Below are 13195 nucleotides of genomic sequence, written 5' to 3'. Positions count from 1 at the left end.
CCGTTCCGTTCGCTGGGCTGGTGTCAGTAATCAGTGACGAACTCGCCATCGTTGCGCGAGATCAACTTCTGCCACACACCCGGAGGGGAGTCGATGATTGGAGCACCAAACATTGGTTCGAGAGGTGAAGATTGAATTTTTTCTGAGATAAAACGAATCGAACCATCGGCGAACGCCACGTTAACTCCACCGCGATGAAGACTCGACGCAGACAATGTCCATAGATCCTTATTTGGCGAATGGACGGCATTATGGGCATTCGGGGGATACGAACCCACGAGAAGCGTGTCTCCTAACTGACCCGAGAACCACCATCCGATTTGCTCTCGGAGGTCGGGGAAATGGGGTACATCCAGCTCTTGCAGGATCGTCGTCGATTTCTCGGCCACAACGATCGTGTTACTAAGGCCGTCGGTAATATTCCCGAACGAAACAGGAGCAACATCCGTGATACATCCATTCGCCATGGCAATCGCCACGGGATCCACGCGGCAATCACGATTCGCGTCAGGGAGTGCCCAGAGGCCGTGGATTCCCAGGAATCCCGCGTAGCTTGTCCTGGAGAGACTCCTCCAATTTGGTTGAGAAGAGTCTACATTCGGGAGTCTCTTGAAGGGATCGCCGGACCGCGGGTACATCGAGTCCGGATCGCTCGGACAAGAAAAAGTTCCAGCTGTAACAGAATGAATGGTGCTATTTTCGTTACTGAAAATGGAAACCTCGAAGTTCACGGAGTTGTAGACAACCTCTTGCTCGATGTTCGCCAAGATGGAAACCAGATAGCTCCGGTCTGTTGGGCCAGCGCAGGGCACACCGAACGCGAGATAACGTGCATCGTGCGACAGGAACCGCCCCGCGGGAAAGCTTCCGTGGAAGTCATGGTAGCTGTGCAATGCAGTGACGATTTGTTTCAAGTTCGACACGCAACGGGCTCGCCGAGCAGACTCCCGGGCAGCAGAGACCGCGGGCAGCAACAAAGCAATAACCATCCCAACAACAGAGACAGCCACCAATACTTCTATTAGTGTGTAACCATATCGATCCGAATTTCGGCTTCGACCTCGTCCATCCACAGATGAACTGCACAACAACGCGATCCTTGCGGAAATTGATTCGCTCACGGCAAATCACCACGCTTTACCATGCATTGAAATGAAAGGGTCAGCCGGAGCCAGTCGTCACTTCAGGGAATGCAACGTGTAGACCGGACTGGAACCACTGTCAAGTGTGCTTGGACGCCGCACCTCGCCAAAGCGATACCCTCAAGATCGTTGCTGCAATGAGGGATGTCATAGCCAGCGTGACGAACCAAAACGTGAGCGATCGCCCGGATCGACGGGCCTCAGTGGCGAGATCCGGCAACCCGAAGTATTCCATATTGAATTCGGATTCCGGCGTGGGCTCGAACGTCCATCCGGAAAAGTGACATTCCACTGTGGCTCCTTCCGCGTCACGAATCGTAACGAGTTCGGGCGTGTAAAATCCGTCAATGATATCGCCATATTTAATATCGATTCTCGACCCTTTACTGAAGTCCGACCGATAATCGATGGAGCTTACCACCCAACCCATCCCCACATCAAAATCAATGACAAAATATTCTTTGACCTTGCTGCCGAACTCGGCGGTGACTCGCATTATCTCATGTCCGTTTTGGTCGATCAGTTCCGCATCGGTGGGCACGAAGCTCGGCCCCTTCACAATCTGGGACAGGGGCGTGCCCCTGAGTGAGTAATGAGCTTTGGCATAAACACCGAAGACGGAGTTGTACCTTGCTTTGTCCGATGGGGTTGTGCCAATGCCCTCGACGACCCAAGCCGGTGAGCCTACAGATCGAACCAACATGAATGCCGATCGATCGCCGACGCAATAAACGAACTCCTGCTCAATGGCATGGCCCGCCGCAGCGGACGACCTTACAAATCTGACTCTCTCGAACCCATGATCGAACGCAAAAGATCCATTTTCTTTAATGGATCCTTTTTCGTTTGTGCTTGGCCTTACCAGTGTGTACGAGCCTTTCACCTGGGAGTATCGCTCCTCCAGCCTCGCCGCAGCAGCAGGATACTCTGCCTCAAACCTCTCGAGTGCAGTTGCGCCGTCTCCCCTCGCTCGGGATATGGACGACACGCAAAACAATATCACAGTATAAAGTATAATTTTCATGTTTTTTGGTTGCAACGAATGGCCGGATGACTCAACTTGAAGGGGCCGGCGTAATCACGCCGACGCCCTACCGGAGACGAACGTGGGTTCGGAGATCCGTCGGTGGAATCCTGCGGGATCGCTTTCGATCACGTACAGTCGCACCAGAAGTTGGTGACCTCTCCCGTGACCGGATCCGTTTCAAAGAGCATATTGCAATTGAGGGGGACCGGGCAGTCCCCCGCACAGAACCAATACCTGTCTTGCTGGTTGTACCACAGGAGACAAGGGCCCTGGGCCGGATCGGCCGATACTGACTGCGTCACGACCGCAGCCAGGCAGAACGTGGCCGCGAGCGCGAAGAACAGGCTGGAAAATGTTCTCTGGATCGAACACATGATCGCTTCTCCTCGGTGCGAGTTCGCGAGACGATAACGACGCTGCTTGATTCGATCAACTCCGAATGAATATCTCGAATACTGCCTGCGGCCCGTTCAACCACAACTAAACAATAAAAAAGTGACAACAGCAAAAATTTATTTAGTATTATCAATGCTGTAAGCCAAAACGATTTCGCTTTGCTTTAGGTCATCTGTGAATAATCGGACCAACTCCGCTACTCGATCACGCCCCCTCGGAACCGTGACCGTCACGGCGAAAACGAACGTCTCCGCCGGCCCGATGGAAATTGGCAACTTCTGAGTCACGGCACACGAACAAGAGGCAGAGGCCCCCAGGAGGGTAATCGGACCGTTACTGTAGTTAGTTAAGTTGTAATTAAAGACGAGCTTGTTGCTCTGGCAGGCATTTCGGACGACTTGGTGTTGGTTACTTGCAAGCAACCGAAGCCTTTGAAGTAAGCGGCCGCTGCTGCGATAGAGCCAAACCGATATTGAAGGTAGCAGATGCTCGACAGTACAAATATCACAACAAGCAGAACAATAATTGCAATCGATTGCAGGAGACTGCGAGCCTGTGCTTTTCTGTCCAGAATCTCGCCCTGCGCATGGGTGACAGGCATCACTGTCGCTCCTGAGAGAAATGAGTGCTGCCCCGCTGTCGTACTTCGCCTGGCCTGCTCCCCACGACTTCGGCTTGCGCCGGAATGCCCACGTTCATACTAATGCAACTGATGATGTTGGAACCGAATTCCTCAGGATCATAATAACTGCGGTTCGTAGAGATCAAGTCCCTTCCAAAAGAAATTTGGCTCATTCGACCAGGTTCTTTCCGGTGAATCGTAAACCTTGAAGAAGCGACGGATTACGGCAAGCTTGGCCATCGCCAGGAAGTTCACCGCCAGCTTCTCGTGGCGGGTCGCCAGGCGGCGGCACTCCTTCAGCCAGCCGACGCATCGCGCCACCACGTTCCGCCGCCGTTACGCCTCCCTGTCGACGTGCGGGTTGCGTCGCTGGTCCTTGCGGGTCGGGATCACCGCCTTGATCCGGCGGCGGCGAAGGGAACGGCGGCCCCGTCCGGGTCGCTTGATCCGCACCGCCTCGAGCACCGGCTCCAGCGACTTCGACGCGTGGGCCGGGCCGGCCGTCACCACCGCCGAGAGGGGCCGCCCGTTGCTGTCGAGGATCAGGTGGAGCTTGGTACCGAAGCCGCCTCGGGAGCGGCCGAGGGCGTGGTCCTCCGGCTCGTCGGGGACCTTTCCCCCCCCCGGCTCCGGCCGCCGCCCGGCCGGCTCGGATGTTCGTGGCGTCGACGCACCAGAGGTCGTGGTCGATCTTGCCCCGCTCGCCGAGCCGCTCGTGCAGCCGCTCCAGGATGCGGTCGAAGGTGCCGTCCCGACGCCAGCGGCTCAGCCGATCATGGGACGACGTTCCGTTGCCATCGCGTTCGGGCAACTCCCGCCACTGGGCCCCGGTGTGCCGGACCCGGAGGATGCCGTTGCGTGTCGTCAGGTGATCGTTCCACGGCCCGCCGGGCTTGCCGGTGGCGGGCATGAGGTCCTCGATCCGGGCGAATTGCTCGGCGGTCAGCTCGGCGGGGCGGGGCGTGGCGGCCTCCGAGTCCCAGGAGAGGCCGAGGAAACAACATGCGTTTCACCGGACAGAACCGAGGAGCGGACCCAATCGAATCGAACGCCAGGTCCAATCACGAGGGCTCCTCGGCCCCCATCATCGAGCGTAAGGCCCGGAGGACTCGTTCTCGGGAGTCGGAGAGCGGGTCGGGCATCAGCGCTCCGGCCGCGGCCCGATGGCCGCCCCCGCCGAAGCGGGAGGCAAGCTGGGCCACATCGATCTCCCCCCGGGACCGGAGGCTCACCTTCACGCCTCCCCGGGGCTGCTCGATCAGCAGCATCGCCACCTCAACGCCCGAGATCCCGGCGAGCTGATCGATCAGGTCCTCCGTGTCTGATGGGATCGCCCCGGTCTTCGACAGGTCGTCCCGGGTCACTGCGGAGTAGGCCACCCGGCCATCGAGCGTCAGATTCAGGCTCGCCAGCGCCCGGCCGACCAGCCGCATCCGCTCCGGGCTGTTCCGCTCGAAGAGCATCCGGTAGATGCCATGCACTGGGGCACCCGCCTCGGCCAGCTCGGCGGCGTCCCGAAGCGTTCCAGGACGGACGTTGGAGTGCCGGAACCAGCCGGTGTCCATGGCGATCGCCGTCATCAGGCCGGCGGCCATGACCGGGGTGATCGCCGCGTTCAGAGCCCGGGCGGCCCGGAGGATCAGCGTGCCGGTCGCTTCGGCGGTCTCGTCCTTGAGGACCACGGCGCCGAGGTCGTCCTGACTGACGTGGTGGTCGATCACCAGCTTCGGCCCGACGAAGTCTCGGACGAAGCCGCTCATGTCGCCGAGCTGCGACCAGCTCGACAGGTCGAGGATGATCAATGCTTCTCGATCCGTCAGGTTCTCGGCCCGGACGTCGGCGAACCGCTCGAAGAATCGAGGCCGGGGGGCGAGGAAGTCGTAGCGCGGCGGAGTCGGGCTGACGTTGACCACGCGGACATCCTTGCCGCGCTGCTCGAGCAACCCGGCCAGGCCGACCTCCGACCCCAGCGCGTCGCCATCCGGCCGGACGTGGGTCGTGATCAGGAACCGCCGGTGGGCGCCGATCAGCTCGCCCAGGGGAGACCAGTCGAGATCCATTGCGGTCCTCCGCGTCGGGCATCGTCCAAACGTTTTATTGTAGGACGCTCCGACGCGTTCCCGCAATCAGACCGCCGGTCGCTCATCCGTTCAGGTGGTGTAGGTATCGACCCGAAAGCGCGCCAGGTTCTCCCGGACCCAGGCGATCGTCTCGTCGAGCCCCTGGTCGAGCGAGTAGGCCGGCTTCCATCCCCACAGCTCGGTCGCCATCGCCGTGCCCGCCAGCAGGCGGCGGACCTCGCTCGCCGGGGGGCGGACGCGCGCCGGGTCGGACTCGACCCGGATCGCCGAGCCCAGCCTCGAGCCAATCCGCTCGACCAGCTCGCCGATCGAGACGTCGTCTCCCCGGCCGATGTTCACCGCCCGGCCGATCGCCGCGTCGCACGAGGCGATGGAGACAAACCCGGAGACGGTATCCTTCACATACGTCAGGTCGCGACGGGGATCGAGGCTGCCGAGGCGGACGACGTCCCTCGACAGCGCCTGGCTGATGATCGTCGGGATGATCGCCCGGGCCGACTGCCTTGGGCCAAACGTGTTGAACGGCCGGAGGATCGCCACGGGCAGCCCGAACGAGCGGTGGTAGCTCAGGCCCAGGGCATCGGCCCCGACCTTGCTCGCCGCGTAGGGGGATTGCGGCTGCAACGGGTGCGACTCGTCGATCGGCACCCGCTGGGCGGTGCCGTAGACCTCCGAGGTCGACGTGAGCACCACCCGGTCGATCGCGTCGCTGTCCCGGGCGGCGTCGAGCACGTGCGCCGTGCCGACGACGTTGATCTGAACCACGTCGAGCGGGTTCTCATACGAGTACGGAATGGCGATCGACGCCCCGAGGTGGAAGACCCACGCCCTCCCCTTCACCGCTCGACGAACTGCCTCGGGGTCTTTGAGGTCCCCTCGGTGAACCTCGACCTCTCGGGAGACCTCCGCCGGCAGGGCATCGAGGTGCCCGCGATCGTCCCGGCCGTTGTAGCGGACGAACGCTCGAACGGCGTGGCCGTCCCGGACGAGCCGCTCGACCAGGTGGCTGCCAATGAACCCGCCGGCTCCGGTGACGAGGACCGTCTTGCCCATCCCTGGCACTCCCCCCTCCGGACCGATCGCATCGGGGATCCCCAAGACCGGAGTCCTTCCCGGTCGCGGCCTATCCTACGAGCGATCGGCCGATCGGCCAACCGGAAACAGAAAATCCGGACCATCCGGCGATTTTTCTCAAGCCAACGGAATTGCCCGACCGATCACGTCGATGCGACGCGGAGACGGACCGTCTCCGGGCGAGTCCGCCTCCAACCTTGCGTCGCATCGTGAACGACGGCCTGTACCGTGTCCGGGAGATTCCTGAATGGCCTTCCGCTTCCTCCTGGTGGGCGCCGTGGCGGCCCTTGGCTTCGATCTGCCGCAAGGCATCGACGTGGACGCCTGGACCCAGTCGGGGCGAGCATGGTGGCATGCGAGGGTCGCTGAGTTCGAGGCGAGGCACGGCATCGCGCTGGCCCGGATCGAGGGGGACGCGTCCCCCGAGACCGAGCCGGTCGTCGCGGTCGAGCCCTCCGCCCCGGACGCCGACGCGGCGTTCGCCACGGTGATGGAGGATGTCATCGCGGCCTTCGCGAGCGACGGGAGTTCGGAGTCGATCGCGGAGCCGGAGGCGCGTGTGCAACTCGTCGCGGGAGTTGCCGAGCCGACCTTCGGCCCTGAGTTCGCCGATTCCCTGAACCGCTGGGCCGACGGGCTGTCCGAGCCGGCGGAGCCGGCGCCGCTCGCCCCTGGGGCGGGCGTCCCCTGGCTCGCGACCGATCCCGGGATCGATCCGAATGTTGCGCCGAATGCCGGCTCCGCCGGCCCGGCCCTCGCCACCGCGATCGGCCTGGAGACCGATGGTGAGATTGACGCCCCGTCCTCCCCCGAGGCTTCGGCCCGGGGAGAAGAGCCCGAGGGCGCGTCTCCGGCTTCGAGCGGCCTGCGGTTCGTGCAGGCGGTCCGGCTGACCGGCCAGGCCCTCCAGGCCTGGTTGGCGCTGGTCCAGCCGACGGAGCCGCTGGCCCTCTGAGCCCGGCCGGCCGATCGGGTCGGCAGGCTCTTGGGCCGTCGGCACCGGATCGTCCCGGTTCGACTCGGACGAGCAACGGCCCGGGTGCCTCGCGCAGGCACCCGGGCCGTCTCCTTGCGCCGATAGGTCTCGGACTCGGGTCGGGGTTCGATCGCGGTTCCGCCACGACTCATTCGATCACAAACGAGTGGCGGGGACCGGGTCGGTCCCGGGGGCCCAGGCCCTCGAGCCGATGGCATCGGGACGGTCGCCGACCGGGAGCGGTCAGCGGACGGTCCCGGGAAGGTCGGTCGATGGACCCGTCTTGCGATAGCCGAGGGTCTGGGCCACCTGGAGCACCTCGCCGTAGGAGGGGAACGTCTTGCCGCTGCGGATCTTGAACCGCTGCATGGCGTTCATGAATTCCAACTCCTCGGGGGTATACTGCTTTTCGAACGTCGTCGGGTCGATCCTCCGTCGGCGTTCCTTCTTCGCGGGGCGAGGGCTGGGTGGGCGCTCTCGCCGCTCGTGGAAGCAGGTGTCGTTGGGATAGGCATCGAAATCGAATTCGGGCCCCCCGGGTGGCGTCGATTGGTTGTCGGCCATCGGCCGCGCTCCTGTCCAGCCTCGTCCGGGTCCGCTCGGGGCGGCCTCGGTCGCTCGTCTCGGTCCGATCCGGATCCCGTCCGCATCGACGCAACGCGACGTTCCCACCGGAATCGAGTCGGCCGTCTCGGGATCCTGAGAGGTCTGTAGGTCGTTGGGGAGCGCTTGTCAATTTCGGGAACTCGGGGGACGATTTGGGAGAGCAAGGCAGACGGAGGCGCGAGGCCAGGACCCGTGTGGCATAATGGTCCCAGACGAGCGGCGGCCCCCGACGGAGCGCGGCGCGACGTGCGGTGCGAGTCGGGCCGGGGCCGCCTCCCATCACCCACTCGCTCTCGACTCGACGGCCGGCCGGCTCTTTCCCCCGGCCGTCTCCCGGACGGAGGCGGCGCCGACGACCCGATCGCTTCAGGACTCCACCACGCTTCGCGCCCGGACCGGTCCCGAACCCGCCGGCACCTGCTAGCACCGGAGATCATCGACTCATGTCCCGAACCATTCGCTCGTGGAAAGGGGCCGGGCCGGCCACCTTGCTCGGCTGCCTGATGGCCGGGGCCCCTGCCCTGGCCGGCCCCTCGGCCGACGACCTCGCCCGGCAGCTCGTCGACCTGGGGCGCCAGGCCGAGGCGCAGGGCCAGTCCGACCAGGCCGATCGCTTTTTCCTCAAAGCCCTGGAATTCGACCCGGACGCCGGTCAGGACGGCGCCCCGGCCCGCCTGGCCGCCCTTCGACGCCTCCAGGAGGCTCCGAGCGACGCCCCGGCGGCCCTCGGCTCTGAGAGCGACGCGAGCATCGAGGCCGCCCGCCAGCGCCAGCAGGTCGCTGAGGAATTCCTCACCTCCGACATGCGGCGCCGGATCGACCGGGCCCGGGCCCTGCTCCGGCAGAACCAGCCCGAGGCCGCCGAGCAGACCCTCCGGCTCGCCCTGACGGCCCTCGACTCGGCCGACCAGGTTTCTCCCGGCGTCGTCGAACAGCTCCGCCGAGAGCTCCAGGTCCAGCTTCTGACGACCATCCGCCGCGCCGAGGAGCTCGCCAACCGTCAGGCTGAGTTGATGCGGCTCGAGTCGGCCGCCCAGCGCGAAACGCAGGCCGTCGACGCCCTGCTCCGGACCCAGCAGAACGTCCGGGAGCTGATGATCCAGTTCAACACGCTGATGAACGAGGGCGTCTTCAACGTCCTGGACAAGCGCGGCACCGGCGACATCGTCGAGAACAGCCAGCCGTTCTTCGACGCCCGGCTGCTGTCCCAGTCGGCCAACGCGTTGATCCCCTCGGCCACCGCCCCCCGGGCCGGCATGTTCGTCTCGACGGCCGTCGGCTTCCTCTCTCAGACGCGCTCCTACGAGGAGCTGAAGGAATTCCGCTACATGGCGACGATGCTCGACGTCGATCGCGCCTCGGTCCCCTTCCCCGACACGATCACCATCGAGTACCCGCCGGCCGACATCTTCCGAGAGATTTCCGAGCGCCGAACCGCCCGCTACGAGTCGGTCGACCTGGTCGAGCGATCCCCCCTGACGCTCGCGATCCAGAGGAAGCTCGAAGAGCCGATCTCGATGCCCTTCGGCAACGAGACCCCGCTGAGCGACGTCCTGGATTACATCCGGTCGTCCACCGCCGACGAGAACCTGGAATACGGTATCCCGATCTACGTCGACGAGATCGGGCTGCAGGAGGCCGAGCAAAGCCTCCAGTCGACCGTCAAGCTGAGCCTCGAGGGGATCCCGCTGAAGACCTCCCTCAAGCTGATCCTCGACCAACTCGACCTCTCCTACACCGTCTACGACGACCTGCTCGAGATCACCGCCGCCGGCTCCGAGCGGCGGGGCACCCAGATCCGCGTCTACCCGGTGGCTGACCTGGCGATCATCCCCATCTCGCTGATCTCCGGCGGCGGCTTCGGCGGCGGCATGGGTGGTATGGGCGGCATGGGCGGCATGGGCGGCATGGGTATGGGCGGCATGGGCGGTATGGGTATGGGCGGTATGGGTGGCATGGGCATGGGCGGTATGGGTATGGGCGGCATGGGAGGTGGAGGAATGTTCTCCATCCCGGTCGCTCCCCAGGATGGCCCCTCCGCCTTCGAGGAAAAAAAAAGCAACTGAGCCGGTTCGGCCTGGGATCGGGTCGGACTGATCCCTCCCAGGCTCCCCAGATTCAACCATCCCCTCGGGGCCAGGCCCTCCCGGATCCTCGGATCCGGGGCGGTGTTGGCCCCGAGGTCGTTCCTCGGCGCGGGGTCGAGGTTTCTCCGGGGCCATCGCTGAGGGGAGACGGACCGACCGTCAATCCGAACGCGAACAACCAGCCCCCTCCGGTCCGGAGGAGGCCCTCCCCGGAGGAGGAGGCCGCCTGGGTTTCCTTCTTCAAGGACCGCGACGCCACCCCCCGCGACCTGCTCGAGGCCGTCGCTGCGTTGCATAAGAACGGGCTGATGCAGGAGGTGGAGGCCGCCATCCGGGGCTATCTCGCTCAAGGACGGTTCCGCACCGAGCCCTGGATGTACGAGATGCTCGCGGTGGCCTTCGACCACAACCAGGCCGACCCGAAGTTTGTCACGCAGGCGCTCGGCTATGCGGCGCTGGTGGCCGAACGGCCGGGCGATCAGGGCGCTCCGGATAGCCTGCTGACGGTGGTCGACCTGCTGGCGGCCCGAGACGCCTTCGAATTCGAGCTCGATCTCGGAAACGGCCGGACCCGAACGATCCGGGTCGCGGACTTGCTCGACCGCGCCGCCGAGTTGCTCCCCCACCGCCCCGAACCGCACATCAAGTCGCTCGATCTGGCGGAGCGCCAGCTCGACCCGGATCGGATGGCGCGAGCGGTCGAGGGGCTGTTCTCCCTCGGCTGGCCGGGGGTCGACGAGGCCTGGCGCTCCGAGGCCCGGCTCCGGGCCCTCGCCCTCGCCAAGCGCCTCCGAGAGGCCAACCGGACGGAGGAGGCGGAGGCCCTGATCGACCGCGTCGAGGCCGCCGAGCCGCGCGACCTCTACGCCCGACTCACCTGGGACGGTTTCGGAGACCTGGACCTCGCGGTCGACGAACCGCTCGGCGCCACCGCCGAGTATGCCACTCCCCGAACCGTCTTCGGCGGAGCGCTGGTCAAGAACGGTCGGGGATCCGACGCCGAGGAGATCTACGTCTGCCCCCGGGGATTCGACGGTTCCTACACCTTCCGGGTGAAGCCGATCGTCAGCGACCCCGACCGGCCGATCACCTCCGCCACGCTGGAGGTCATCACCCACGAGGGGAGCGACTCGGAACAGGTCCAGACCTTCGCCATCGATCCGGGCTCGCCGGAGCCCGTCACCGTGACGCTGGAAGGGGGCCGACGTCGCGAGGTGCTGCCGTTCGTGATGCCGAAGGTCATGGTCCTCGAGAATCCAGACGATCCGCTGAGCATCATTCCGCCCCCCTCCCCGACCGCTCCCGGAACCCCTTCCCCGCGCTGACCTCCCGCGTGAGAGACGGCCCGAGCGCGGTCTCCTGCCCTCCTGCCGGAGTCGAGGGACGGACCCTTGGATCGACCCCGACCGTCCGCTATAGTGATGGGCCGCCCGGAGGGGGCCGGAACTCCTTCGCCGTCGCATCGACCCCGGCCCTCCCTCGGGCCGTCCCTCGAGACCGATCGGGAGTCCCTGTCCCCGAATCGGCTGCTTCTCCGGAAGGATTCCCCTCGATGCGCCGTGCCCGTGCCGGACTCCCCCATCTCGACCGACGCCTCCCGACACGGGGAGCGGTCCTGATTGGGGTCGTCCTGGTGATGGGCCCGTGTCCCCTGGCCAGTGCTCAGGAGCTTCCGACTCCCGGCTCCCTCTCGATCGCCTTCCGGGAGGCCGCCCGGCGAGCGATCCCTGCGGTCGTCACCGTCCGCCCGGTCGGCGGCTCGACCGTGCCTCGGACTGACCCAGGCGGCTCCGGAGTGGTGATCGACGCGACCCGAGGGCTAATCCTGACCAACGACCACGTGGTCGGTGACGCCGAGCGGTCGGGAAACCCAATCCGTGTCGTCCTGCCCGACGGCCGATCTCGACCGGTGCTCGACGTCCGGCGCGACCCGAAAAGCGACCTCGCGCTGCTTGCCATCAACCCCGAGGGCCTCGGACTGATCCCCCTGGAATGGGGCGAGTCGGACGCCCTGGAGGTTGGCGACTGGGTCCTGGCCGTTGGGCAGCCCTTCGGGTTGGCTGGCTCGGTGTCGGCCGGGATCGTTGGCGGCACCGGGCGCACCCTCTCGCTCGACCGGCATCGAGACCTGATCCAGACCGATGCGGCGATCAACCCGGGCAGCTCCGGAGGGGCGTTGATCGACCTGTCTGGCCGATTGGTCGGCATCAACGTCGCCGTCCAGACCATCGGCGGCGGGCACGAGGGGGTTGGCTTCGCCGTGCCGGCTGCCCGGGCGCGGCGGGTGTCTGAGGACCTGGCGACGTTCGGCCGGGTCCGACGGTCGGCGATCGGCGTCCGGGTCTCGGCGGTCGACCCCGAGTTGGCCGCGACGCTGGACCCACCGGGAGCGGTTCGGGTGGAGTCGGTCGCCCCGGGGGGGCCAGCCGGCTCGGCCGGCCTCTCGGCTGGCGACCTGATCGTCTCGATCGCCGGCCGGGCCGTCTCGGCCCCGGACCAGCTCGTCTCGGCCGTCGAGTTCTTCCCGGTTGGCGAGCCGATGACCGTCTCGATCGTCCGGAACGGCCAGCTTGATCTCCTGGAGGTGCGGCCTGAGCCGCTTCTGGCCGACGGAGACCTGGCGATCGGCCCGATCTCCTCGAATCGATCCCCCACCGGCGAGGCCGCCGGGCCCCCCGAGGCGCCGAGGGCCCGCGTGCGACTGCCGGAACCTTCGGCCTCTCGCGACCCGACTCGGTTCCCGGAGCTCGGCCTCCGGGTCGAGGAGGGATCGGACGAGCTGGCCGCTCGGTTCGGGCTCTCCCGTGACGTTTCGGGCCTGGTGATCGTCGGCATCTCCCCCGGCGGTCCGGCCGATCTCGGGGGACTCGTCCCGGGCATGGTCATCACCGACCTGCTCGACCGCCGCGTCGCGACGCTCACCGACCTCCGAGAGGCGGTCGCCACCGCTCCTCCCGAGCGCGACCTGATCCTCCGGGTCCTGCACCGAGGCCGGGCGGAGTTCCGGGTGATCCTCCGCGAAGGCTCCCGAAACGGCGACATCGACCGCGACTCGGGCCGCGTGATGCCGAAGGTCTCCTCCCCCTCGACGACGTTGCTGGCGAGGGCCGGATGAACCCAGCTCGATCCGAGTCGCCCCGACGTCGGCGGCCCCCCTCGGGGCGGCCACGACCGGACGGCCCTC

General features: G+C 65.6%; 11 protein-coding genes and 1 pseudogene. 4 read left to right on the top strand and 8 right to left on the bottom strand.

Annotation, left to right across the window (positions count from 1 at the left end):
* Positions 1 to 23: 23 nt before the first annotated feature.
* The 7 genes and pseudogenes from TsocGM_RS04970 to TsocGM_RS04945 form a co-directional block, all read right to left on the bottom strand.
* A complete protein-coding gene (locus TsocGM_RS04970) occupies positions 24 to 1073 on the bottom strand; it encodes a DUF1559 family PulG-like putative transporter (protein WP_391731543.1) in 1050 nt (349 codons plus the stop codon).
* A gap of 148 nt (positions 1074 to 1221) precedes the next feature.
* Positions 1222 to 2025 carry a hypothetical protein gene (locus TsocGM_RS04965; RefSeq protein WP_126724199.1) on the bottom strand — a complete coding sequence of 268 codons (804 nt, stop codon included), beginning with the start codon at positions 2023 to 2025 and terminating at the stop codon, positions 1222 to 1224.
* An 886-nt stretch (positions 2026 to 2911) separates the two neighbouring features.
* Positions 2912 to 3166, bottom strand: coding sequence for a hypothetical protein (locus TsocGM_RS04960; protein WP_126724198.1), 255 nt, complete (start codon positions 3164 to 3166; stop codon positions 2912 to 2914).
* Between the two features lie 138 nt (positions 3167 to 3304).
* A complete protein-coding gene (locus tag TsocGM_RS26810; protein WP_233578345.1) occupies positions 3305 to 3508 on the bottom strand; it encodes a hypothetical protein in 204 nt (67 codons plus the stop codon).
* Between the two features lie 469 nt (positions 3509 to 3977).
* Positions 3978 to 4097 (bottom strand): annotated as a pseudogene (locus TsocGM_RS27865) (IS5/IS1182 family transposase); the annotation flags it as partial.
* A 151-nt stretch (positions 4098 to 4248) separates the two neighbouring features.
* The gene (locus TsocGM_RS04950) at positions 4249 to 5247 is read right to left on the bottom strand and encodes a DHH family phosphoesterase (RefSeq protein ID WP_126724196.1); all 999 of its coding nucleotides are present in this window, start codon (positions 5245 to 5247) and stop codon (positions 4249 to 4251) included.
* A 90-nt stretch (positions 5248 to 5337) separates the two neighbouring features.
* Positions 5338 to 6321, bottom strand: coding sequence for an SDR family NAD(P)-dependent oxidoreductase (locus tag TsocGM_RS04945; protein WP_126724195.1), 984 nt, complete (start codon positions 6319 to 6321; stop codon positions 5338 to 5340).
* A 268-nt stretch (positions 6322 to 6589) separates the two neighbouring features.
* Here TsocGM_RS04945 and TsocGM_RS04940 point away from each other — a divergent pair, with 268 nt between their 5' ends.
* Positions 6590 to 7297: a hypothetical protein gene (locus TsocGM_RS04940; protein WP_126724194.1), complete on the top strand. Its 708-nt coding sequence runs from the start codon at positions 6590 to 6592 to the stop codon at positions 7295 to 7297.
* A 264-nt stretch (positions 7298 to 7561) separates the two neighbouring features.
* Here TsocGM_RS04940 and TsocGM_RS26805 read toward each other — a convergent pair whose 3' ends face one another.
* Positions 7562 to 7882 (bottom strand): hypothetical protein, encoded by a 321-nt coding sequence (locus TsocGM_RS26805; protein WP_233578339.1) that lies wholly within the window; start codon positions 7880 to 7882, stop codon positions 7562 to 7564.
* Between the two features lie 485 nt (positions 7883 to 8367).
* Here TsocGM_RS26805 and TsocGM_RS04930 point away from each other — a divergent pair, with 485 nt between their 5' ends.
* The 3 genes from TsocGM_RS04930 to TsocGM_RS04920 all read left to right on the top strand — a co-directional run bounded on the left by TsocGM_RS04930 (position 8368) and on the right by TsocGM_RS04920 (position 13126).
* A complete protein-coding gene (locus tag TsocGM_RS04930) occupies positions 8368 to 9990 on the top strand; it encodes a hypothetical protein (RefSeq protein WP_126724193.1) in 1623 nt (540 codons plus the stop codon).
* Between the two features lie 311 nt (positions 9991 to 10301).
* Positions 10302 to 11336, top strand: coding sequence for a hypothetical protein (locus TsocGM_RS04925; protein ID WP_126724192.1), 1035 nt, complete (start codon positions 10302 to 10304; stop codon positions 11334 to 11336).
* A gap of 227 nt (positions 11337 to 11563) precedes the next feature.
* Positions 11564 to 13126: a trypsin-like peptidase domain-containing protein gene (locus TsocGM_RS04920; protein ID WP_126724191.1), complete on the top strand. Its 1563-nt coding sequence runs from the start codon at positions 11564 to 11566 to the stop codon at positions 13124 to 13126.
* The last annotated feature ends 69 nt before the right edge of the window (positions 13127 to 13195 follow it).

The organism is Tautonia sociabilis, from assembly GCF_003977685.1.
Classification (GTDB): Bacteria; Planctomycetota; Planctomycetia; order Isosphaerales; family Isosphaeraceae; genus Tautonia; species Tautonia sociabilis.
Note: the sequence above shows the minus strand (reverse complement) of the source record. Positions and strands in the feature narration are given on the sequence as shown.